Source organism: Serratia ficaria, assembly GCF_900187015.1.
Lineage (GTDB): Bacteria > Pseudomonadota > Gammaproteobacteria > Enterobacterales > Enterobacteriaceae > Serratia > Serratia ficaria.
In genome coordinates this window covers 2,461,669-2,483,105 of record NZ_LT906479.1, presented here as the reverse complement: position 1 = coordinate 2,483,105, position 21,437 = coordinate 2,461,669, and the positions used below count along the sequence as shown (strand labels likewise).

Below are 21,437 nucleotides of genomic sequence, written 5' to 3'. Positions count from 1 at the left end.
TTTCAAATGAAAATGATAAAAAATCGCATTCTTGATTGTCCCTTGCCGTTTTTCATCCGACTCCAGATAAAACACCGCAGCAATAATTAAAATGATGAGGAGAAGGTATGCACCACTTTTGGGGAAAACGGGTTACACCTTTGGCGATCGCCGTCGGGCTGGCGTTCGCCTCGCCGTCGATGGCCGCCAGCGCCGCCGCGGCTTATCGCATCCCGGCCGGTGAGCTGGATGGCGCGCTGAACGCCTTCGCCGCCCAGGCCGGCATTGCGCTGTCGGTCGACGGCGCGCTGACCGCCGGCAAACGCTCGCCGGGGCTGAGCGGCAACTACGGCGTCGACGACGGCCTGAATGCGCTGTTGGCCGGCAGCGGCCTGCAGGCCAGGGCGCTCGGCAATCGGGGTTACACGCTGGTCACGCTGCCCGCGCCGCAGAAAAAAGAAGAAGAGGTTACCGTGGTCGGCGACTGGCTGGCGGAGGGCCGCCAGATTGACGTGTTCGAACACCCCGGCGCCCGCGACGTAGTGCGCCGCGAAACCTTCGCCAAAACCGGCGCCACCACCCTGCGCGAAACCCTGAACCGCGTGCCGGGCGTGGTGGCGCCGGAAAATAACGGCACCGGCAGCCACGACATGGCGCTGAACTTCGGCATTCGCGGCCTCAACCCGCGGCTGGCCAGCCGCTCGACGGTGCTGATGGACGGCATCCCGGTGCCCTTCGCGCCCTACGGCCAGCCGCAGCTGTCGCTGGCGCCGGTCTCGCTCGGCAATATGGACGCGATCGACGTGGTGCGCGGCGGCGGCGCGGTGCGCTATGGGCCGCAAAGCGTCGGCGGCGTGGTTAACTTCGTCACCCGCGCCATTCCGCAAACCTTCGGCATCGAGGCCGGCATGCAGGGCCAGCTCAGCCCGACCTCCCGCCAGGATCACCCGAAAGGCACCGGCAACCTGATGATCGGCGGCACCGCCGACAACGGCCTCGGCGCCGCGCTGCTCTACTCCGGCACCCGCGGCAGCGACTGGCGCGAGCACAGCGCCACCAAGATCGACGACGTGATGCTGAAAAGCCGCTACGCGCCCAACCAGGTGCACAGCTTCAACAGCCTGCTGCAATACTACCAGGGCGAAGCGGAGATGCCGGGCGGCCTGAGCCGGGCAGACTACGACGCCAACCCGTTCCAGTCGACCCGCCCGTACGACAAGTTCTGGGGCCGCCGCCAGCTGGCGAACTTCGGCTATCAGTATCAGCCTGACCAGCAGCATAAATTCGACGTGCAGAGCTTCTATACCTATACCCTGCGCAGCGGCTATCTGGATCAGGGCAAGAACCTGACGCTGTCGCCGCGCGAATACTGGGTGCGCGGCGTGGAACCGCGCTACAGCCAAAGCTTCCGCTGGGGATCCTCCGCGCATGAGGTCGGCGTAGGCTACCGCTACGTCAGCGAATCCACCCACGAGCTGCGTTACTACAGCAAGGCCAGCGGCGGCAAACTGCCCACCGGCAGCAGCCCGTACGACCGCGATACCCAGTCCGGCACCGAGGCGCACGCGTTCTATATCGATGACCGCATCGATATCGGCGACTGGACCATTACGCCGGGCATGCGCTACGAGCACATCCGGTCGTATCAGAACAACTACATCAAAAACAATCGGCTGGACGTCAGCTATAACGCCCCCCTGCCGGCGCTTAACGTGATGTATCACCTGAACGAATACTGGAACCTGTACGCCAACACCGAAGGCTCGTTCGGCACGGTGCAATACAGCCAGATCGGCAAGGCGGTGGACAGCGGCAACATCGAACCGGAAAAAGCGCGCACCTGGGAACTGGGCACCCGCTACGCCGGCGACGCGCTGACCGGCGAGATCGGGCTGTTCCTGATCAACTTCAACAACCAGTACGACGCCAACCAGGTCACCGACAGCGTCACCGCGCGCGGCAAGACCCGCCACGCCGGGCTGGAGGGCAGCCTGCGCTATGACCTGTCGCCGCTGACGCCGCGGCTGGCAGACATGACGATTTACGCCAGCTACGCCTACGTGAACGCCACCATCCGCGAGGACGGCGCCTACAAGGGCAACCAGGTGCCGTTCTCGCCGAAGCACAAAGGCACCCTGGGGCTGGACTATACCCCGGGCAACTGGGCGTTTAACCTCAACGGCGAGTTCCAGTCCAGCCAGTTCGCCGACAACGCCAACACCGTGGCGGAAAGCGCCGACGGCAGCACCGGCCGCATTCCGGGCTATATGCTGTGGGGCCTGCGCGCCGCCTATGACTTCGGCCCGGAAATGGCCGGCCTCAATCTGGGCGTTGGCGTGAAAAACCTGTTTGACCAGCGCTACTTCACCCGCGCCTACGACGACAACAACAAAGGCCTGTACGTCGGCCAGCCGCGCACTGTCTATCTGCAGGGCTCGGTGAAGTTCTAACCCCGCCGGCGGGCGCAGGCCCTGCGCCCGCCAATTATCACTTGATTAACATCTTTTTAACCCGTCGCCGATGCGCTATGCTCGAAAACTCCTCCGGCGTCAGCTTTTTTGAAACGGGATTTCTTTTATGCCTGCAATTTGCCTGCGTTCCGCCACGAGCGTGCCGTTATGAGCGTGTTTTCCCGCGCCAGCGCGCTGCCGCTGCTGGTGGCCGGCGCCATGTTTATGGAAAACCTCGACGGCACGGTGATCGTCACCGCCATGCCGCAGATGGCGGCTTCGTTCGGCGTGCAGCCGGTAGACATGAATATCGGCATCACCGCCTATATTTTGGCGCTGACGGTGTTCATTCCGGCCAGCGGCTGGATCGCCAACCGCTTCGGCGCCCGCACGGTGTTTTCCGTCGCGGTGGCCATCTTCACCCTCGCCTCGGTCCTGTGCGCCCTCAGCCCCAGCCTGCCGCTGTTCACCGCCGCGCGCATCCTGCAGGGGATCGCCGGGGCGCTGATGGTGCCGGTCGGGCGACTGATCGTGCTGCGCAACGCCGCCAAGCAGGATCTGATCAAGGCCATCGCCACCATCACCTGGCCGGCGCTGGTGGCGCCGATCCTCGGCCCGCCGGTCGGCGGCTTCATTACCACCTACGCCTCCTGGCATTGGATCTTCATCCTCAACGTGCCGCTCGGGGTGGTCGCGCTGATCCTGGCAGGAAGGCTGATCCCGCGCGAAACCGCGCAGCAGAGCGCGCCGTTCGATATCCCCGGCTTTGTGTTGACCGGCGTCGCCTGTTTCGGCCTGATGTTCGGGCTGGATCTGATCAGCCATCCGCAGCTTTCCTGGCTGGTGCCGGTGCTGTGCGTCGGCGGCAGCCTGGCGCTGGGCCTGTTGGCGGTGCGTCACGCCAAACGCAGCCCGCACCCGCTGGTCGAGCTGTGGGCGATGCGCATAAAAAGTTACGCCGTCACCATATGGGGCGGCACGCTGTTCCGCATCGCCATCGGCGCGGTGCCCTTCCTGCTGCCGCTGATGTTCCAGCTGGCGTTCGGCCTCAACGCCTTCGATGCCGGGCTGCTGGTACTGGCGGTGTTTGCCGGCAATCTGGCGATGAAACCCTTTACCTCCGCGGTGCTGTTCCGCTTCCCGTTCCGCACCATCCTGGTGGGCAACGGGCTGCTGAATGCCGCCACCATTTTCGCCTGCGCCTTGCTGACGCCGCAGACCCCGACCTGGCTGATTCTGGCGCTGTTGTTCGTCAGCGGCCTGACGCGTTCGATGCAGTTTACCGCCCTCAATACCCTGGCATTTTCCGAAGTGCCGCAGCCGCGGATGAACGGCGCCAACACGCTGTTCAATATGGCGCAGCAGCTGGGCGGCGGCCTGAGCATCGCCATCGGCGCGCTGGCGCTGCGGCTGGCGGAGATGCTGTTTCCCGGCCGCAGCGCCGCCGTGCCGCTGGCCGATTTCCAGCTGGCGTTCGTGGCGATCGGCGTCGTCGCCCTGCTGGCGGTGGTGGACAGCTTTACGCTCAACCGCGACGCCGGCAGTGAAATCCGCCGGAAAAAAACCGCTACGCCGGCGCAGCGCGGCAATGCGTCGCCGCCCCTGCAGCAAAAATAAGTCGCATCTGCCGCCAATCCACGTAGTATCGACGATCCGCCTCATTTTTCCGGGGGCGGATTTTTGCCGTTTCAGGCCTGAAAAGCGAGGTAATAATAATGAATCACAGTGACCTTTCTCAGTGCCGCGTTGACACCGACCGTTTGTTGATTGCCCCTTTCACCGCAGCAGACGCCGACGATGTTTACCAGGCGATTACCCCTACGTTGACGCGCTTTATGAATTTTGAGCCGGAAGAGTCGCCGGAAGCGTTCGCCAACGTCTGGCAAGGTTGGCTGCCGCTGATCCGCGAAGGCGAGGAAGCGATGTTTATCGCCCGCCTGCGCGACGGCAAAGGGTTCGTCGGCATGGGCGGCGTGCACAATCTGCACAGCGCTACGCCGGAGCTGGGCATCTGGGTGAAAGAAAGCCTGCATGGCCAGGGCTATGGCCGGGAAATCGTGCAGGCGATGGCCCTGTGGGCCAGCGAACGCTACCGGCCGCAGCATTTCCTCTATCCGGTGGCCGAGCAGAATGCCCCCAGCCGGCGCATCGCGGAGTCTTTGGGCGGCGTCGTCGCCGGCCGCCGCGAAAACATCAAGTACGACTGCGTGGTGTACCACCTGCCCCCACAGCTGTAACCCCCCGCTAACGGGCCGCTTCGCCGGCCCGGTTTTCGCCTTTTTCTCTTTCCGCCGCGATAACCGCTGCCACTGCGTGTGGGTTTATGCTAATGATATGCGGATGTAGGGTAAAAACAGTTGAGGAACAGCAACATGATCATTTTTGTCACCGGCGCCACCTCCGGTTTCGGCGAAGCTATCGCGCGCCGTTTCATTCATGAAGGCCACCAGGTCATTGCCGCCGGCCGCCGTATCGAACGTTTGGAGGCGTTGCAGGATGAGCTGGGCGAAGCGCTGCATATCGTGCGGCTGGACGTGCGCAACCGCGCCGCCATTCAGCAAGCGATTGAGGCGCTGCCGGCCGCGCTGCGCCAGATCGACGTGCTGGTCAACAACGCCGGGTTGGCGCTGGGGCTGGAACCGGCGCACAAGGCCAACGCCGACGACTGGGAAACCATGATAGACACCAACACCAAAGGGCTGGTGAACATGACCCGCGCCCTGCTGCCCGCCATGGTGGAACGCAATCTCGGCCACGTGATCAACATCGGCTCCACCGCCGCCAACTGGCCGTACGCCGGCGGCAACGTTTACGGCGCCACCAAGGCGTTCGTCAAGCAGTTCAGCCTCGGCCTGCGCGCCGACCTGCACGGCACGCGCATCCGCGTGACCGACATCGAGCCGGGCCTGGTGGGCGGCACCGAGTTCTCCAACGTGCGCTTCAAGGGCGACGGCGGCAAGGTCGGCAAGACCTACGAAGGCGCGGACGCGCTGACGCCGGAGGATATCGCCGAGTCGGTATTCTGGGTGGCGACCCTGCCGGCGCGCGTCAACATCAACACGCTGGAAATGATGCCGGTCAGCCAGTCGTTCGCCGGCTTGAGCATTCACCGCGAGTCCTGATCCCGTGCGGCGGGGGCGACCCCGCCGCCTTGGCTCAGGCGGCGCGCCAGCCGGCAACGATAATCAGCATCCCCGCCAGCGCCACCCCGGCGCCGAGCCAGTCCAGCGCCGACAGCTTCACCCCGTCCACCACCCGCAGCCACAGCAACGCCGTCGCCACGTACACGCCGCCATAGGCCGCATAGACGCGCCCGCTGGCCGCCGGATGCAGGGTCAACAGCCAGACGAACAGCATCAGGCTGGCCGCCGCCGGCAGCAGCAGCCAGGCGCCGGCGCCCTTCTTCAACCACAGGTAGGGCAAGAAACAGCCGACTATTTCGGCCAGAGCGGTAGCGAAAAACAGCAGCGTGGTTTTTAACATCGGGAACGGTTTTCTCTCGGTAAATTAAACGAAACGGCGCTTAACTGGTGCAGCCCAAAGGCACGGTGGTATATTGTCCAGTACGCCTGCGGGCGAGGTAACGCCGGTGTCGCCATCATCAGGCCACACTAACTTATAAGGATGAAACGATGAAAACACTTTCGACCCAACGACTGCTGCGCGGCATGCTGCCGATCGCCCTGCTGGCGCTGATCGGCGCCTGGCAGGCCCCGGCGCTGGCCGCCACCTGCACCCAGGGCAGCACCTGCGTCACCGTCGACGGCAAAAACGGCGCGATGAGCACGGAAGAAGCGCGGCAGAGCAAAGAGCAGTGGAATGATACCAAATCCCTGCGCCACAAGGTTAACACCCGCGTGGAGAAAGAGTTCGACAAGGTCGACCGCGCGGCCGACGACGAAGATCGCTGCAACGACAGTTCCAACGTCAATGCCTATTGGGAGCCGGGTACCCGCAAATGTCTGGATCGCCAAACCGGGCGTCGGATTAATCCTTAATCCGCCGGCGGCCGGCCGCGAGCGTTAAACTCGGCGGCCGTTGCTGCTATGCTGATAGAGGAAGTTCATTGTCAAATAAGGACGACATGATGAAAAAAACGCTTGTATTAGCTGCACTGCTGCTGGCCGGTGCGCCGCTGGCGGCCCTGGCGTCTTGCGAAAGCGTGAAGGCGGAAATTTCGCAAAAAATCGTCAATAACGGCGTACCCGAATCCGGCTTCAAGCTGGACATCGTGCCTAACGATCAGGCCGATCAGGCCGGCGGCCAGGTGGTTGGCCATTGCGAAAACGACACTCAGAAGATCGTCTACACCCGTTTGAACAACGGGGATGACAGCGGTGACGCGGCGCAGACCGGCACCAGCCAGGACACCCCAAACCCGCAGTAACAGCGACCTCAGGGCGCACCAGCGTTGCGCCCTCTCTCCCTCAGGCCTGTTGTTCCGCCTCTTCGCCTTCGCCCTGCGGCCTGCAGCGCGCCGGGATCAGCATCGCCGCCGCCAGCGCCAACAGCGAAACCAACGCCGACGCCAGAAATACCCAGTGCAGCGAAGCCGCCACCTGCTGCGTCAGGTGGGCCAGCATGTCCGGCGCCATGGCGCGACGCGTCGCCGGCTCCATCAGCTGCTGCACCGGATCGGCGATTTGCGGCAGCCGCAGCTGCAGATTGACGTTCAGCGTGGCGCCTAAAATGGCGGTGCCGATGGCCGACCCCATCATGCGGGTAAACACCGTGCAGGCGGTGGCGATGCCGCGGATGCTGTAATGCGCCGCGTTTTGCACCGAAACCAAAAAGGTGGTGTTGCATAACCCCATGCCGGCGCCGACCATAAAGGCCGCCACCCGCCCCCACAGCAGCCCGCCGTGCGGCTGCAGCATCAGCAGGATCAGCCCGCCGGCCAACAGCAGCAGCGCGCCCAGCAAGGCGGTGGTGCGATAAGAGGTCAACAGCATCAGGCGGCCGCTCAGCGTGCTGGCCAGCGGCCAGCCTATCGACATCAGCGCCAGCGTGGTGCCCGCTTCCAGCGGCGTGCCGCCCATCACGCCCTGAATAAAGGTCGGCAGAAAGGCGCTGATGCCCATCATCGCCGCGCCGATGACCAGACCGCCGATGTTGCCGGCGACGATCACCCGGCTTTGCCACAGCGCCAGCGGGAACAGCGGCTCCGGGGTGCGGCGTTCCTGACGGATCAGCAACGCCAGGGCGGCGGCCGACAGCGCCAGCAGCGGCACCACCCACCAGCCGAAGGTTTCCACCTGCAGCAGCGCCAGCAGCAACGTCGAGACGAACAGGGTCAGCCAGGCGGTGCCCGCCATATCCAGCGCGTGTTTGCGCAGCTGCTGATGCGAGGGCAGAAAACGCCACAGGAAAAACATCGCCAGCAGGCCGATCGGCAGATTGACCCAGAACACCAGCGCCCAGGGCAGATGTTGCACGATAAACGCGCCCAGCAGCGGCCCGGCGATCGCCGATACGCCCCATACGCTGGACAGGTAGCCCATCACCTTCGGCCGCTCGGTGGCGCTGTAGATATCGCCGATAATGGTGGAGGCGATCGGCATGATGGCGCCGGCGCCCAGCCCCTGCAGCAAGCGGAAGCCGATCAGCCAATACATGTCAGGCGCGAAGCCGCACAGCACCGATCCCAGCAGAAACAGCGATGCGCCGAAGAAAAACACCCGCTTGCGGCCATAGAGATCGGCCAGCCGCCCATAGATGGGAATGGTGATCGCCTGCGACAGCAAATAAACCGCAAACACCCACCCCAGCAGCGAGAAGCCGCCGAGATCGCCGATGATGGTCGGCATGGCGGTGGCGACGATGGTGGCCTCGATAGCGGACATGAACATCGCCAGCATGCAGGCGATGAGGATCAGCGGACGGTGGGCGATGGCTGCAGATGAAGCGTGAGTTGTCATGGCGTTGCGATTCGATTCCGGCTTTTGTTTTCACCAGTTTATACCAGCGCGGCGCAAGCGCGCCGTTACCGACGTCCACTTCTCTGTTTTTATTGACGAAAAACGCACCATTTGAACCGATAGTTACGGCGTAACGCACAGGAGGCGAAATTTTTTCAATTCGCCCTCGCCCCAGCGCTGATGCGGCCTGAGACGAAAATAAACGCCCGCTCAATCACCTGATTTTGCTCATGAAACTTGTCATGCAAAACCGCAGGATGCTATACCTTTTCCTAGCCGCGGCCATTGCGCTTCGTGCTTTCCGAAATTTAATTGTCAGCATCTTATGCTGATAAATTCACGTATTGAGCCACCGTTCAGCATGCCATGCCGAACGCCCCTTCGCTCGATATCGCAACCTCATGCGAAACGCCCGTTTTGTACCGCCACGCCGTCCGCGGCAGTGGGTAACAATCAGAGTGGAACCGCGCCGCGCCGTCGGCCTTCCGCATAACGGAGGACGCAACATCATGCAAAAGTCAGCGCAATACCAGCGCCTGGCCCTCGGCGGCCTGCTGTTTATCGCCGTCATCGCCCTGCTGGTGTACGGCATTGGCTGGGACACCATCAAGGGGCGCCAGGAAGATTTGGCGTATCTCGGCAAGCAGCATATGTTTTTGGTCGGCTGTTCGATGCTGCTGTCGCTGCTGGTCGGCATCCCCAGCGGCATTCTGCTGAGCCGCCCGTTCGCCCGCCGCTGGGCCGAATACGTGATGCAGGTTTTCAACGTCGGCAACACCCTGCCGCCGCTGGCGGTGCTGGCGTTGGCGATGGTGATCATCGGCATCGGCGACAAGCCGGCGATCGTGGCGCTGTTCCTGGCCTCGCTGCTGCCGATCGTGCGCAACACCTACTCCGGGCTGTGCTCGGTGCCGCCGGCGCTGATCGAGGCGGCCAACGGCATCGGCATGACCGCCGGCCAACGCCTGCGTCAGGTAGAGCTGCCCAACGCGCTGCCGGTGATTTTATCCGGGGTGCGCATCGCGATGGCGATCAACGTCGGCACCGCGCCGCTGGCCTTCCTGATCGGCGCCAGCAGCTACGGCGAGCTGATCTTCCCGGGCATCTACCTGAACGATTTCCCCACCCTGATCCTCGGGGCCGCCGCCACCGCGCTGATCGCGCTGCTGCTCGATCTGGCGCTCGCCGGCCTGGGCCGCTGGCTCAGCCCGCACACCGCATCCTGACAGGAGAAAACGCTATGGCGACATGGTTGCTACGAACCCGGAACGCGCTGCTGCTCTCCCTGCTGCTCGTCAGCGCCGGCGGCTGGGCCGCCCCGCTGACCCTGGCCAGCAAGAACTTTACCGAGCAGCGCATTCTGTCGGCCATTACCGTGCAATATCTGCAGGCCAAGGGCTTCCAGGTACAGCCCAAAACCAACCTGGCGACGGTAATCACCCGCAATGCAATGATCAACAAACAGATCGACATGACGTGGGAATACACCGGCACCTCGTTGATCATCTTCAACCACATCAATAAGCGCATGTCGGCACAGGAAACCTACGACACGGTGAAAAAGCTCGACGCCAAACTCGGCCTGGTGTGGCTGCAGCCGGCGGACATGAACAATACCTACGCCTTCGCCATGCAGCGCAAACGCGCCGAGAAAGAGCAGATCCGCACCCTGTCCCAGCTGGTCGCCAAGGTGGAGCAGGTGCGGCGCACCGATCCGAAACATAACTGGATGCTGGGTCTGGACCTGGAGTTCGCCGGCCGTTCCGACGGCCTGAAACCGATGCAGCAGCTGTACAACATGCCGCTGGACCGCCCGCAGATCCGCCAAATGGATCCGGGGCTGGTGTACAACGCCATCCGCGACGGCTTCGTCGACGCCGGGTTGGTGTACACCACCGACGGCCGGGTCAAGGGCTTCGATCTGCAGGTGCTGGAAGACGACAAGGGCTATTTCCCCAGCTACGCCGTCACCCCGGTGGTGCGCGCCGAGGTGCTGAAAAACACCCCGGGGCTTGAGCAGGCGCTGAACACCTTGTCCAAACAGTTCAATAATCAGGTTATTACCGAGCTCAACGCCAAAGTCGATATTGAATATCAGACGCCGCAACAGGTCGCCGACGCGTTCCTGAAGCAGCGCGGCCTAATCTAGGAGGCACGATGGATACCTTAATCTACGCCTGGCAAAACTGGGCCTACGTCGGCGGTCTGACGCTTGAACACCTGCTGCTGGTCGGCGTCGCCGTCGGCATGGCGATCCTGATCGGCGTGCCGCTCGGCATCCTGATCGTGCGCCACAAGTGGCTGGCCACGCCGGTGCTCAGCCTGGCCACCATCGTACTGACCATTCCGTCCATCGCCCTGTTCGGGTTGATGATCCCGCTGTTCTCGCTGGTCGGCCACGGTATCGGTTACGTACCGGCGATCACCGCGGTGTTCCTGTATTCGCTGCTGCCGATCGTGCGCAATACCCACACCGCGCTCGACAACCTGCCCGGCGGGCTGCGCGAAGCCGGCCGCGGCATCGGCATGACCTTCTGGCAGCGCCTGCGCTGGGTGGAAATTCCGGTGGCGCTGCCGGTGATTTTCGGCGGCATTCGCACCGCGGTGGTGATGAACATCGGGGTGATGGCGATAGCCGCGGTGATCGGCGCCGGCGGCCTCGGCCTGCTGCTGCTCAACGGCATCAGCAGCAGCGATATCCGCCAATTGATTACCGGCGCGGTGATGATCAGCCTGTTGGCTATCGTCCTCGACTGGTTGTTGCACCGCTTGCAAATTGCGCTTACGCCCAAGGGGATTCGATAATGATTAAATTAGAAAATCTGACCAAACAGTTTATGCAGAAGAACGGCAAAACCTTCAACGCCGTCGACAACGTCAGCCTGGAAGTGCCGGAAGGCGAAATGTGCGTGCTGCTCGGCCCTTCCGGCTGCGGCAAAACCACCACGTTGAAAATGATCAACCGACTGATCGCCCCCACCAGCGGCACCATCCTGATCAACGGCGAAGACACCAGCGGGCTGGATACCGTCAGCCTGCGCCGCAAAATCGGCTACGTGATCCAGCAGATTGGCCTGTTCCCCAACATGACCATCGAAGAAAACATCACCGTGGTGCCGCGCATGCTCGGCTGGGACAAAAAACGCTGTCGCGCCCGCGCCGAAGAGCTGATGAGCATGGTGGCGCTGGATCCGAAACGCTTTCTGCACCGCTACCCGAAAGAGATGTCCGGCGGGCAGCAACAGCGCATCGGGGTGATCCGCGCGCTGGCGGCCGATCCGCCGGTGCTGCTGATGGACGAACCCTTTGGCGCCGTGGACCCGATCAACCGCGAGACCATTCAGAACGAGTTCCTCGACATGCAGCGCCAGCTGAAGAAAACCGTAATGCTGGTCAGCCACGACATCGACGAGGCGCTGAAGCTGGGCGACCGCATCGCGGTATTCCGCCAGGGCAAGATCGTGCAGAACGCCAGCGCCGATGAGCTGCTGGCGCGGCCGGCGGACGAGTTTGTCGCCTCTTTCGTCGGCCAGGACCGTACGCTGAAACGCCTGCTGCTGGTGCAGGCCGGCGATGTGACCGACCAACAGGAAACGGTGACGGTGCGCAAGGATACGCCGCTGGCCCAGGCATTCGGGCTGATGGACGATATCGATGCCCGCTCGGTGACGGTGGTCGACGAGGACGGCAAACCGCTGGGCTTCGTCAAGCGCCGCGAGGCGCGCGGCGCTCAGGGGGTGTGCGCCGACAGCCTGCACCGCTTCCGCGTGACCGCCCGAGCCGAGGAAAACCTGCGCGTGGTGCTGTCGAAGCTGTATGAACACAACACCTCGTGGATGCCGATCGTCGATGAAGAAGGCCGCTACAGCGGCGAAATCTCACAGGATTACATCGCCGACTACCTCAGCTCCGGCCGCACCCGCCGGGCGCTGAACCCGCAATAACGCCGCCGGGGGCGTTCCTCGCCCCCGCAATCCCCTGCGCCGCATAAAGATTCGCTGGCCTTCGGCCGGGCCGCCAAGCACAATGTTCGGCCGACCCTTTCATTTTTCACCAAATTTTGCCGACGCATGAAAAGACTGGTCCACCTGCACCACTACCGCGCCCTGCTGCGCAGCCTGCTCATCGCCGTGTTTCTCGGCATCGCCGCCGCATTCGCCGTTTGGCTGTTCCACCGTTCGATGATCGGCCTGGAATGGCTGCTGCTCGGTAATGGCGACGGCAGCCTGGTGGCCGCCGCCGCCGCGCTGCCCGGCTGGCGGCGCGCGCTCACGCCGGCGCTGGGCGGGCTGGCGGCCGGTTTGCTGCTGTTCGTCTATCAGCGCTATCGTCACCAGCGGCCGGCGGCGCCGACCGACTATATGGAAGCGATCGAAACCGGCAACGGCAAGCTGGACGTCAACGCCAGCCTGGTCAAGTGCCTGGCGTCGCTGCTGGTGGTGTCGAGCGGCAGCGCCATCGGCCGCGAAGGCGCGATGATCCTGCTGGCGGCGCTGGTCGGCTCGGTGTTCGCCCAGCGGTTTACCCAGGAGAAAGAGTGGAAGCTGTGGGTGGCCTGCGCCGCCGCCGCCGGGATGGCCAGCGCTTATCACGCCCCGCTGGCGGGCAGCCTGTTTATCGCCGAGATCCTGTTCGGCACCCTGATGCTGGCGTCGCTCGGCCCGGTGGTGATCGCCGCCGTGAGCGCGCTGTTGATGACCAACCTGCTCAACGGCGGCCAGGCGCCGCTGTATCTGGTGGAGCCGCTGGCCGCGCCGCTGCCGGTGCAGTATCTGCTGATGGCGCTGGTGGGCGTTGCGGCCGGCGCCTGCGGCCCGCTGTTTCTGTGGGCGATGTCGGCCAGCGGCCAGGCGTTTCGCTCGCTGCGGCTGAAGCCGCCGCTGCAGCTGGCGCTGGGCGGGTTGATCGTCGGATTGCTCTCTTTGCTGTTCCCTGAGGTCTGGGGCAATGGCTACAGCGTGGTGCAGTCGTTGCTCGTCGCGCCGCCCGGCGTGCTGTTGCTGGGCGCTATCCTGGTGTGCAAGCTGTTGGCGATCCTCGCCAGCAGCGGCTCAGGGGCGCCCGGCGGGGTATTCACCCCGACGCTGTTCGTCGGCGCCGCGCTCGGTTCGGTGATCGGCCAGCTGTGCGGCTTCTGGCCGGAACTGGGCGCTGCCGTGCCGCTGTTGCTGGCGCTGACCGGCATGGCCACCCTGCTGGCCGCCACCACCCATGCGCCGATCATGGCGGCGCTGATGGTGTTCGAAATGACCGGTGAATACGCCCTGCTGCCGGGCATTCTGCTCGCCTGCGTGATCGCCACCACCGTGTCGCGCGGCCTGCGGCCGGTATCGGTATACCACACCGCACCACCGCCCAAACGCGAGGCTTAAAACTCGCCCTGCTGCAGCAACTTCCTGAACTGCGGGCACTGTAGGTGTTCCGGTTCAGGGCAATCGACCATGTGCTGCAAACCGGCGCGCACCTGCCCCAGACGGCGCAGGGTGCGATCCAGTTCTTCAATCCGTGCCGCCAGCAGCCGGCGATCGAGTGCGATGCGCCCCCGCTCGTCAAACAGTGAGGCGATCTCATCCAGCGTAAATCCCGCCAGCCGCCCGAGGGCGATCAGCTTCAGTTGATCCAGCACTCCGGCGGCGTATTGGCGACGTAAACCGTTGCGGCCTATCGACGCGATCAGCCCTTTTTTCTCGTAATGCCGCAGCGCCGAGGGCGCGATGCCGCTCAAACGCGCCACCTCGCCAATATCCAGTTCTTTTTCCATTGACTTGAAGTCGACTTTAAGTTGCACACTGTGCGCACATTACACCATGAGGGACTTTAAGGACACGAAAATGACGACAGAAATTTTACTGATGATTGTGCTGACCGGGGTGGGCGCCACGCTGTGCACCGACCTGTGGGCCATCGTGCAAAAGCGCGTGCTGGGCATCCCGCCCCTTAACTACGCGCTGGTCGGCCGCTGGTTTATCGGCCTGTTCGACGGCCGGTTTTATCACGCTCCGATCATGGCGGCGCCGGTGCGGCGGGGAGAAAAAGCGATGGGATGGCTGCTGCACTACGCGATCGGCGTCGCCTTCGCCTTTATCCCGCTCGGCTTGGCGGGCATCGCGTGGTACGCAGCGCCGACGCCGCTCGTCGCGCTGTTGAGCGGCTGGCTGAGCCTGGCGGCGCCCTTCTTCGTGATGCAGCCGGCGTTGGGCTTTGGCGTGGCGGCGGCGAACACCCCCAATCCGACGCGTAGCCGCATTATCAGCCTGCTGGTGCATACGGTGTACGGCCTGGGGCTGCTTGTCTCCGCCCATTTGTTGGCCCCTTTCCTGGCCTGAGCGCGCTAGCGCAGCAGCGCGGAAATGTCGAGGTAGTGCGCCAGTTCGCGCTGCTCCGCGCGCGGCAGGTACGGAATTTCACCCAACAACGGCGCCGGCAGGCGCTGCTGCAGCGCCGCGATGGTTTCGGCATAGTGCGCCAGACCCGGGTTGATGCGGTTGGCCACCCAGCCCAGCAGCGGCAAGCCGTCGTTGAGGATCGACTGCGCGGTCAGCAGCGCATGGCTGACGCAGCCCAGCTTGATGCCCACCACCAGCACCACCGGCAGCTGTTCCTGCACCACCCATTCGGCGTAAGGGCGCAGATCGTTCATCAGCACCCGCCAGCCGCCGCTGCCCTCCACCACCACCGTGTCCGCCCGGGCCGACAGCGCCTGCAGCCCGCGGCTCATCAGGCCGTAGTTGATGTCGTCGGTGGCGTGCGCGTGGAACACCTCATCCAGGCAGGTAATGGGGTTGATCTCGTCGTAGGTCAGCGGCAAGGTCGAGGAGGCCTGCAGAACCAAAGCGTCTTTATTGCGAATGCCTGCGCTGGTTTCCTGACAGCGCGCCGCAATCGGCTTATAGCCGGCCACCGAGCGGCCGTCCGCCGCCAGCGCCTGCATCAACGCACGGGAAACGACGGTTTTACCGACGTCGGTATCCGTTCCTGTAACAAATAAACGCTTTAACATGAAAGAAATGCCCCGGAATGCTCCGTTAACTAAAGTATCGCCGGCCGTGCGGCGAGGAAGTCGAACGGGAAAATTCTAGGGGATACGGAAAGCGCGGGGCTTGAGATAGCTCAATCTTTTGTCGTTAATTAATAAGAAGTTCTGATGTCAGCCCTGTAACAGCTGCACCAGCAGTGAACCGTTGTACAAGGCTTCCTTCACCAGCGCCGCGCCGGGCATGGTGCCCTGATTGAAGAACTGGGTGGACTCCACCTGCACCTGTTCGCTGTAGGCCGGCAGCGACTGCTGGCGAATGCAGGAGGCGATGGCCGGGTGCAGAATTTCCGCCGCGCGATTCAACGGCGAACCCACCAGAATTTTTTCCGGATTGAACAGATTGACCATGATCGCCAGAATGCGCCCCACGCTATGGCCGACGCCAAGAATGATGTCCCTGGCCAATTGATCGCCCGCCAGCGCGGCGTCGCACAGCGATTCGACGGTCAGCGGCGCGCCGTGCAGGCTGGAGCTCATCGAGGTGCCGAGGCGCTGCTGGGCGATCTCCAGCATATTCTCGATGCTGGCGACGGTTTCCAGGCAGCCGTGGTTGCCGCAGTAGCAGCGCTTGCCATAGGGATCGACCTGAGTATGGCCGATCTCCACCACGCTGTGGCTGCCGGCGTGCAGCACGCGGCCGCCGGTGATCACGCCGGCGCCGACGTTATGGTCGATCACCACCTGGATGACGTTTTGGCTGCCGCGCGACGCGCCGTACAGCGCTTCCGCCATGGTCCAGGCGCTGATGTCGTGCTGCAAATAGACCGGCAGGCCGGTGCGGGTTTCCAGCGCCGGGCCGAGCGGCATCTCCAGCGCGTCGTAGAACGGCATGCGGTGCACCACGCCGGACGCCACGTCGATAATGCCGGGCAAGGTGATGGCGATCGCCGTCAATCGTTCGAGCTTGCTTTGGTGGCGGATAAAGAATTGATCGACTTCGGAGAGAATGCGCTTCAGCAGCGGATCGCGGTGTTCGGCGGCCAGCGGCAGCTGCTCCTCCACCACCAGCTTGCTGCTGATGTCGCGCAGCGCCAGCGTGATGCTGCCGCGGCTGATGCGGGCGGAAAGGTAGTGCCAGGCTTCGGTGTCCAGAACCAGGCCAACCGCCGGCCGGCCGCGGCTGCCGACTTCCTGATACTCGGTTTCCTTGACCAGATGCGCTTCCAGCAGCTCGCGCACGATCTTGGTGATGCTGGCCGGCGCCAGCTGCGCGCGCTTTGACAGTTCAATGCGCGAAATCGGGCCCAGCTGATCGATAAGCCGATAAACCGCCCCCGCATTGGTCTGCTTGATTTGATCGATATGCCCAGGTTGCCCAACCGCAATCACAAACCTGCTCCTACTATTTTTCGCGCTTCTAAATAAAGACTAAAGGCTATGGTGGGGCTTTTGTAATACAGCGTCAACTATTTGATTCGTTATGTGATTTGCAGCACAAATTCGCTGCGTTTCGCCGCCGGATCGCGTTTTATTTGCTCAGCCACGGCTCAGGGCAACATCAGCGCCATCAGCGATTTGGCCGCCGCCGTCAGCGGCCGTTGGCGATGATGCACCAGCCAAACTTCGGTCATCGCATCCGGTTCCGCCAGCGGCAGATACTTCACCCCGTCGATCCGCACCCGGCTGAAAGACGCCGGCAGAATAGAGACGCCCAGCCCGGCAGCCACCAGGCCGATGATGGTCATCGCCTCGCCCACTTCCTGCGTGATGTAGGGGGTGATGCCCGCCTTGTCCAACAGCAGCAGGATCTCGTCATACAGCGCGGTGCCCACCTCGCGCGAGAAAAACACGAAGGGCTCTTCGGCCAGCTGCTGAAAACGCAGCGCGCCGGGCGCCACCCGGGTTAACGGGTGCCCTTCCGGCACCACCGCCACCAGCGGCTCGCACAGCAGCAGTTGGTGCTTGAGCGCGTCCGGCAGGCGGGTGTTGCGCATGACGCCCAGATCCAGTTCGCCATTCAACAGCGGTTCAATCTGCTGCTTGGTGTTGATCTCGCGCATCTTGATATGCACCTGCAGATGCTGCTGGCGAAAAGTCCGCAGGCTGCGCGACACCCAGCTGATAAAGGGCGCGGAAGAGGTGAAGCCGATGGTCAGCTCGCCCAGTTCGCCGCGCTCCAGCCGCGCCGCCTTCTCGGCCGCGCGCGCGACCTGATCGACCACCTGGTAAGCCTCCCTGAGGAACATATCCCCGGCCTGGGTCAGGCTGACGTTGCGGTTATTGCGCGCCAGCAGCCGCGCCCCGACCATTTCCTCCAGCGCCTGGATCTGTTGGCTGAGCGGCGGCTGCGAGATGCGCAACCGCTCGGCGGCGCGACCAAAGTGCAGCTCTTCCGCCACGGCGATAAAGTAACGCAGGTGTCGCAATTCGATATTCATATGCAAAACGTCTTAATTTGAATTATTAATATATTAGACAAAAAAATCCCCGCTCCCTATCATTTTGTCAATTCAAACCCGTCTGTTATCTCTCCCGAAGTTCGGTAAGGAAACGCTGTGACAACCCCCGTGCGTTCTGCGGCCGTGATGCCGTCGACGCTGGCCGCCAATGATGAGGCGGCCGCTGCGCCAAAAGCGAAACGTTCCACCCTCAACAATAAACTTCCCTACATTGAACGCGGCACGCCGCAGTTTATGCGCGTGACGCTGGCGCTGTTCTCCGCCGGGCTGGCGACCTTCGCACTGCTGTACTGCGTGCAGCCGATATTGCCGGTGCTGTCGCAGGACTTTGGCGTTTCGCCGGCGGAAAGCAGCCTGTCGCTCTCGGTGTCCACCGGCCTGTTGGCGCTCGGGCTGATGTTTACCGGCCCGTTGTCCGACGCCATCGGCCGCAAATCGGTGATGGTGGTGGCGCTGCTGCTGGCGGCGGTCTGCACGCTGATCTGCGCGTTTATGACCAGCTGGCACGGCATCTTGCTGATGCGCGCGCTGATCGGCCTTTCGCTGAGCGGCGTGGCGGCGGTCGGCATGACCTACCTGAGCGAAGAGATCCACCCGAGCTTCGTCGCCTTTTCGATGGGGCTGTATATCAGCGGCAACTCGATCGGCGGCATGAGCGGCCGCCTGGTCACCGGGGTGCTGACCGACTTCTTTTCCTGGCGCGTATCGCTGGGGGTGATCGGCCTGTTCGCCCTGGCCGCCGCCTGCATGTTCTGGCGCATCCTGCCGGCCTCGCGGCATTTTCGCGCCAGCTCTCTGCGGCCGCGCACCCTGTTGATCAATTTCAAGCTGCACTGGCACGATAAGGGGCTGCCGCTGCTGTTCGCCGAAGGTTTTCTGCTGATGGGCAGCTTCGTCACCCTGTTCAACTATATCGGCTATCGCCTGCTGGCGGACCCCTACCATCTGAGCCAGGCCATCGTCGGCCTGCTGTCGGTGGTGTATCTCACCGGCTCCTACAGCTCGCCAAAAGCCGGTGCGTTGACCTCGCGCTTCGGCCGCGGCCCGGTGCTGCTGGCTTCCATCATCATTATGCTGATCGGCATCCTGATCACCGCGCTGGCGCCGGTGCCGGTGATATTTATCGGCATGATGCTGTTCACCGCCGGCTTCTTCGCCGCCCACTCGGTGGCCAGCAGTTGGATCGGCCGACGTGCGCGCCGCGCCAAGGGCCAGGCTTCGTCGCTGTATTTGTTCTGCTATTACGTCGGCTCCAGCGTGGCCGGCACGCTCGGCGGCGTGTTCTGGCACAGCTTCGGCTGGAACGGCGTGGTGGCGTTCATCAGCCTGATGCTGCTGCTGGCCCTGTTGGTGGTGCACTACCTGAAACGCCTGCCGGAAGCGGCGCGCGTTTGACGCCATCTCCGCCCCCTCCCGCGCGAGGGGGCCTTCGCCAATGTTCCCCTGCCGAGCCTGGACCGCACCGGGGCCGCCGCCGCCCCGTTTGCCGATGTTGCCCTTCCGTTTGCCATTCCCATAGAGTATGTTGTAACTAAAATGGAGGTGAGAAATGGGTAAGCACGACTTAATTGGCCGAATGAACGCCTGCTTCAATGAGTTGGAACAGGCGCTGGGCGCGCTGCAGCAGCAGATCGCGCCGCTGCGCCTGCTGGCGGCGCGGGTGTTCAGCCTGCCGGAAATCGAGAAAGGCCAGGAGCACCAGGCCATCGAGCGCATCGCCGTCGAGCAACACCTCGGCCAGGCGGCGCGGGCATTGGCGCTGGAGCACTACCAGCGGCTGTTTATCCATCACCATCGGCAGAATCTCAGCAGCAAGGCCGCGGTGCGCCTGCCCGGGGTGATGTGCCTGGCGGTGGAGCCGCCGGAATACCGGGCGCTGCAGGCGCAAATCGCGCTGATTAACCGACTGAAGGGCGAGCTGGAACAGATTATCACCCTGGAGTCGGGCCTGGCGCCCGAGCAGCGTTTCGAGTTTGTGCATACGCATCTGCACGGTCTGATCACGCTCAGCGCTTACCGCACCCTCACCCTGCTCACCAACCCGGACTCGGTGCGCTTCGGCTGGGCCAACAAGCACGTCATCAAGAACGTCAAACGCGACGATGTCCTGGCGCAGCTGGAGAAAAGCCTGAAGGCCGGCCGGGCGGTGCCGCCGCATACTCGCGAACAGTGGGCCGCGCTGGTCAGCCGGGAAATCGACGACGTCGGCCGCCTGCCGCAACACGCGACGCTGAAGATCAAGCGGCCGGTGAAGGTGCAGCCGATCGCCCGGGTGTGGTACCAGCAACAGCAAAAGCAGGTGCAACACCCTTGCCCGCTGCCGCTGATCGCCCTGTGCCAGGTGGAAAACGGCGCGGCGGTGCCGAAGATTGGCGAGCTGCTCGACTACGACGCCGCGGCGGTAAAGCACCGCTACAAGCCGGACGCCCGGCCGCTGCGGCTGCTGGTGCCGCGCCTGCACCTGTATACCGACGCCCCTACTCGCTGAGGGTATAGACCCGCAGGCGGTGGCCGTCCGGATCCTGCGCCACAAAGCTGTAGCCGAAATCCAGCTCTCGCGGCGCCTGGGCGATGGTCAGCCCCATTTCACGCCACCGGTTATAAAGCGCATCCACCTGCTGCGGCTGCTCGCACATAAAGCAGATTTCCCCGCCGCCGCCGCCGGCCGTCGCCGCCGGTTCTACCCCCTGTCTCGACCACATCCCCAGCTTGAAGCCGTTGTTCAGCACGAACAGGGCAAAGGTGGCGGACTGCTCCACCGGGGCCTGGCCCAGCAGCCGCTGGTAGAAGGCGACGCTGTTTTGCGGGTGGTCGACGTACAGAATAATCATGCCGGGAGTGGTCATCAGAAAGTCCTTCTGGCTGAGGGGAACCGGCCGGTTCCCGATAACCGCAGGCTACGCCGCCCCGCTGACAGTTTTTGGCAGCAGCGATTACTGCGCGCCGATGCCTTCGCTCTCTCGCCACTCCTTGAGCAACCGGCGGCGCCCGCGCGGATAACGCTGCGCCAACGGCGTGGCCTGGCCGATGCGATCGAGACGAAAATGGCGAAACGCCTGGCGCAGTTCACACCAGGCGATCAGCACCTGAACCTGTTCGAAATAGCCGAGCGCGAACGGCCACAGCGTGCGCTCGCTGGCGGTGCCCGCCAAATCGAGATAGCGCACGGCCAGCTTGCGCTCCTGGCGGATAACCTCGCGGATCAGCACCCGGATATCGTCCGCCACTTCCGGCGCCGGCACCGGGCCAATCAGCAGCGTGCTGGCGTCCAGCTCCTCGCGCAGCGCCGCCGGCAGCACGCCGGCGATTTTAGCCAGCGCGTTGTCGGCCGCCGCGGCCTGCTGGCTGTCGCCGCGCCGGCTGACCCAGCGCATGCCGAGCACCAGCGCTTCGATTTCCTGCTGCGAGAACATCAGCGGCGGCAGCGTGAACCCCGGGCGCAGCACGTAACCGACGCCCGCCTCGCCGGCGATCTCCGCCCCCTGCTGCTGCAGCGTGGCGATATCGCGGTACAGGGTGCGCATGCTGATCCCCAGCTCCTGCGCCAGCGCATGGCCGGCCACCGGGTAACGGCGGCGGCGCAGCAGCTGCATCAGATCGAGCAAGCGCTGAGTGCGTGACATCCGATTTCTCCATAAAAAAGGGCTTACCTCAG

Annotated in this window: 22 protein-coding genes; 14 read left to right on the top strand and 8 right to left on the bottom strand. The window is 63.6% G+C overall.

Features of this window, described 5'->3' with window-relative positions; genetic code table 11:
- Positions 1 to 107 precede the first annotated feature (107 nt).
- From fecA to ydfG, 4 genes are all read left to right on the top strand, one after another.
- Entirely contained in the window at positions 108 to 2,429 is a 2,322-nt protein-coding gene (gene fecA, locus CKW09_RS11790; protein ID WP_095097363.1) for a TonB-dependent Fe(3+) dicitrate receptor FecA, read from the top strand.
- Between the two features lie 168 nt (positions 2,430 to 2,597).
- Complete coding sequence (locus CKW09_RS11785; RefSeq protein WP_061795633.1) at positions 2,598 to 4,046, top strand: MFS transporter; 1,449 nt, start codon at positions 2,598 to 2,600, stop codon at positions 4,044 to 4,046.
- A 98-nt stretch (positions 4,047 to 4,144) separates the two neighbouring features.
- A complete protein-coding gene (locus tag CKW09_RS11780; protein ID WP_061795632.1) occupies positions 4,145 to 4,666 on the top strand; it encodes a GNAT family N-acetyltransferase in 522 nt (173 codons plus the stop codon).
- Positions 4,667 to 4,801: 135 nt separating this feature from the next.
- A complete protein-coding gene (gene ydfG, locus CKW09_RS11775) occupies positions 4,802 to 5,551 on the top strand; it encodes a bifunctional NADP-dependent 3-hydroxy acid dehydrogenase/3-hydroxypropionate dehydrogenase YdfG (protein ID WP_061795631.1) in 750 nt (249 codons plus the stop codon).
- Positions 5,552 to 5,585: 34 nt separating this feature from the next.
- Here the strand turns inward: ydfG and CKW09_RS11770 are convergent, their stop codons facing one another.
- The gene (locus CKW09_RS11770; RefSeq protein ID WP_061795630.1) at positions 5,586 to 5,912 is read right to left on the bottom strand and encodes a YnfA family protein; all 327 of its coding nucleotides are present in this window, start codon (positions 5,910 to 5,912) and stop codon (positions 5,586 to 5,588) included.
- 149 nt (positions 5,913 to 6,061) lie between these two features.
- Between CKW09_RS11770 and CKW09_RS11765 the strand changes: the two genes are divergently transcribed.
- Together CKW09_RS11765 and CKW09_RS11760 are read left to right on the top strand one after the other, a co-directional pair.
- A complete protein-coding gene (locus tag CKW09_RS11765; RefSeq protein WP_061795629.1) occupies positions 6,062 to 6,427 on the top strand; it encodes a DUF1283 family protein in 366 nt (121 codons plus the stop codon).
- Between the two features lie 89 nt (positions 6,428 to 6,516).
- Positions 6,517 to 6,816: a DUF1161 domain-containing protein gene (locus CKW09_RS11760; RefSeq protein WP_095100135.1), complete on the top strand. Its 300-nt coding sequence runs from the start codon at positions 6,517 to 6,519 to the stop codon at positions 6,814 to 6,816.
- Between the two features lie 40 nt (positions 6,817 to 6,856).
- Here CKW09_RS11760 and CKW09_RS11755 read toward each other — a convergent pair whose 3' ends face one another.
- The gene (locus CKW09_RS11755; RefSeq protein ID WP_061795628.1) at positions 6,857 to 8,347 is read right to left on the bottom strand and encodes an MDR family MFS transporter; all 1,491 of its coding nucleotides are present in this window, start codon (positions 8,345 to 8,347) and stop codon (positions 6,857 to 6,859) included.
- A gap of 509 nt (positions 8,348 to 8,856) precedes the next feature.
- Between CKW09_RS11755 and CKW09_RS11750 the strand changes: the two genes are divergently transcribed.
- The 5 genes from CKW09_RS11750 to clcB all read left to right on the top strand — a co-directional run bounded on the left by CKW09_RS11750 (position 8,857) and on the right by clcB (position 13,719).
- On the top strand, positions 8,857 to 9,573 hold the full coding sequence (locus CKW09_RS11750; protein WP_095097361.1) for an ABC transporter permease: 717 nt from the start codon (positions 8,857 to 8,859) through the stop codon (positions 9,571 to 9,573).
- A 14-nt stretch (positions 9,574 to 9,587) separates the two neighbouring features.
- Positions 9,588 to 10,496: a glycine betaine ABC transporter substrate-binding protein gene (locus CKW09_RS11745; RefSeq protein WP_061795626.1), complete on the top strand. Its 909-nt coding sequence runs from the start codon at positions 9,588 to 9,590 to the stop codon at positions 10,494 to 10,496.
- 8 nt (positions 10,497 to 10,504) lie between these two features.
- Entirely contained in the window at positions 10,505 to 11,152 is a 648-nt protein-coding gene (osmW, locus tag CKW09_RS11740) for an osmoprotectant ABC transporter permease OsmW (protein ID WP_061795625.1), read from the top strand.
- Positions 11,152 to 12,291, top strand: a complete 1,140-nt coding sequence (gene osmV, locus CKW09_RS11735) for an osmoprotectant ABC transporter ATP-binding protein OsmV (protein WP_061795624.1) — start codon at positions 11,152 to 11,154, stop codon at positions 12,289 to 12,291. Before osmW ends, osmV begins: the two co-directional genes overlap by 1 nt.
- A gap of 126 nt (positions 12,292 to 12,417) precedes the next feature.
- Entirely contained in the window at positions 12,418 to 13,719 is a 1,302-nt protein-coding gene (gene clcB / locus CKW09_RS11730; RefSeq protein WP_095097358.1) for a voltage-gated ClC-type chloride channel ClcB, read from the top strand.
- On the opposite strand, the gene CKW09_RS11725 is transcribed toward clcB, so the two are convergent.
- The gene (locus CKW09_RS11725; protein ID WP_049241177.1) at positions 13,716 to 14,108 is read right to left on the bottom strand and encodes a helix-turn-helix domain-containing protein; all 393 of its coding nucleotides are present in this window, start codon (positions 14,106 to 14,108) and stop codon (positions 13,716 to 13,718) included. The genes clcB and CKW09_RS11725 overlap by 4 nt on opposite strands.
- Before the next feature lie 70 nt (positions 14,109 to 14,178).
- Here CKW09_RS11725 and CKW09_RS11720 point away from each other — a divergent pair, with 70 nt between their 5' ends.
- Complete coding sequence (locus CKW09_RS11720; protein WP_061795622.1) at positions 14,179 to 14,673, top strand: DUF2938 family protein; 495 nt, start codon at positions 14,179 to 14,181, stop codon at positions 14,671 to 14,673.
- A 5-nt stretch (positions 14,674 to 14,678) separates the two neighbouring features.
- On the opposite strand, the gene bioD is transcribed toward CKW09_RS11720, so the two are convergent.
- From bioD to CKW09_RS11705, 3 genes are all read right to left on the bottom strand, one after another.
- Entirely contained in the window at positions 14,679 to 15,347 is a 669-nt protein-coding gene (gene bioD, locus CKW09_RS11715; RefSeq protein ID WP_061795621.1) for a dethiobiotin synthase, read from the bottom strand.
- Positions 15,348 to 15,494: 147 nt separating this feature from the next.
- Positions 15,495 to 16,712, bottom strand: coding sequence for a sugar metabolism global transcriptional regulator Mlc (mlc, locus tag CKW09_RS11710; protein ID WP_095097355.1), 1,218 nt, complete (start codon positions 16,710 to 16,712; stop codon positions 15,495 to 15,497).
- Positions 16,713 to 16,870: 158 nt separating this feature from the next.
- A complete protein-coding gene (locus tag CKW09_RS11705; RefSeq protein ID WP_095097352.1) occupies positions 16,871 to 17,761 on the bottom strand; it encodes a LysR family transcriptional regulator in 891 nt (296 codons plus the stop codon).
- Positions 17,762 to 17,908: 147 nt separating this feature from the next.
- Between CKW09_RS11705 and CKW09_RS11700 the strand changes: the two genes are divergently transcribed.
- Together CKW09_RS11700 and tus are read left to right on the top strand one after the other, a co-directional pair.
- Positions 17,909 to 19,177, top strand: a complete 1,269-nt coding sequence (locus tag CKW09_RS11700) for an MFS transporter (RefSeq protein WP_174524338.1) — start codon at positions 17,909 to 17,911, stop codon at positions 19,175 to 19,177.
- 154 nt (positions 19,178 to 19,331) lie between these two features.
- Positions 19,332 to 20,270, top strand: coding sequence for a DNA replication terminus site-binding protein (tus, locus tag CKW09_RS11695; protein WP_095097349.1), 939 nt, complete (start codon positions 19,332 to 19,334; stop codon positions 20,268 to 20,270).
- On the opposite strand, the gene CKW09_RS11690 is transcribed toward tus, so the two are convergent.
- Positions 20,260 to 20,628 carry a VOC family protein gene (locus tag CKW09_RS11690; protein WP_061795616.1) on the bottom strand — a complete coding sequence of 123 codons (369 nt, stop codon included), beginning with the start codon at positions 20,626 to 20,628 and terminating at the stop codon, positions 20,260 to 20,262. The genes tus and CKW09_RS11690 overlap by 11 nt on opposite strands.
- Positions 20,629 to 20,715: 87 nt before the next feature.
- Positions 20,716 to 21,405, bottom strand: coding sequence for a helix-turn-helix transcriptional regulator (locus CKW09_RS11685; RefSeq protein ID WP_061795615.1), 690 nt, complete (start codon positions 21,403 to 21,405; stop codon positions 20,716 to 20,718).
- Between the last annotated feature and the right edge of the window lie 32 nt (positions 21,406 to 21,437).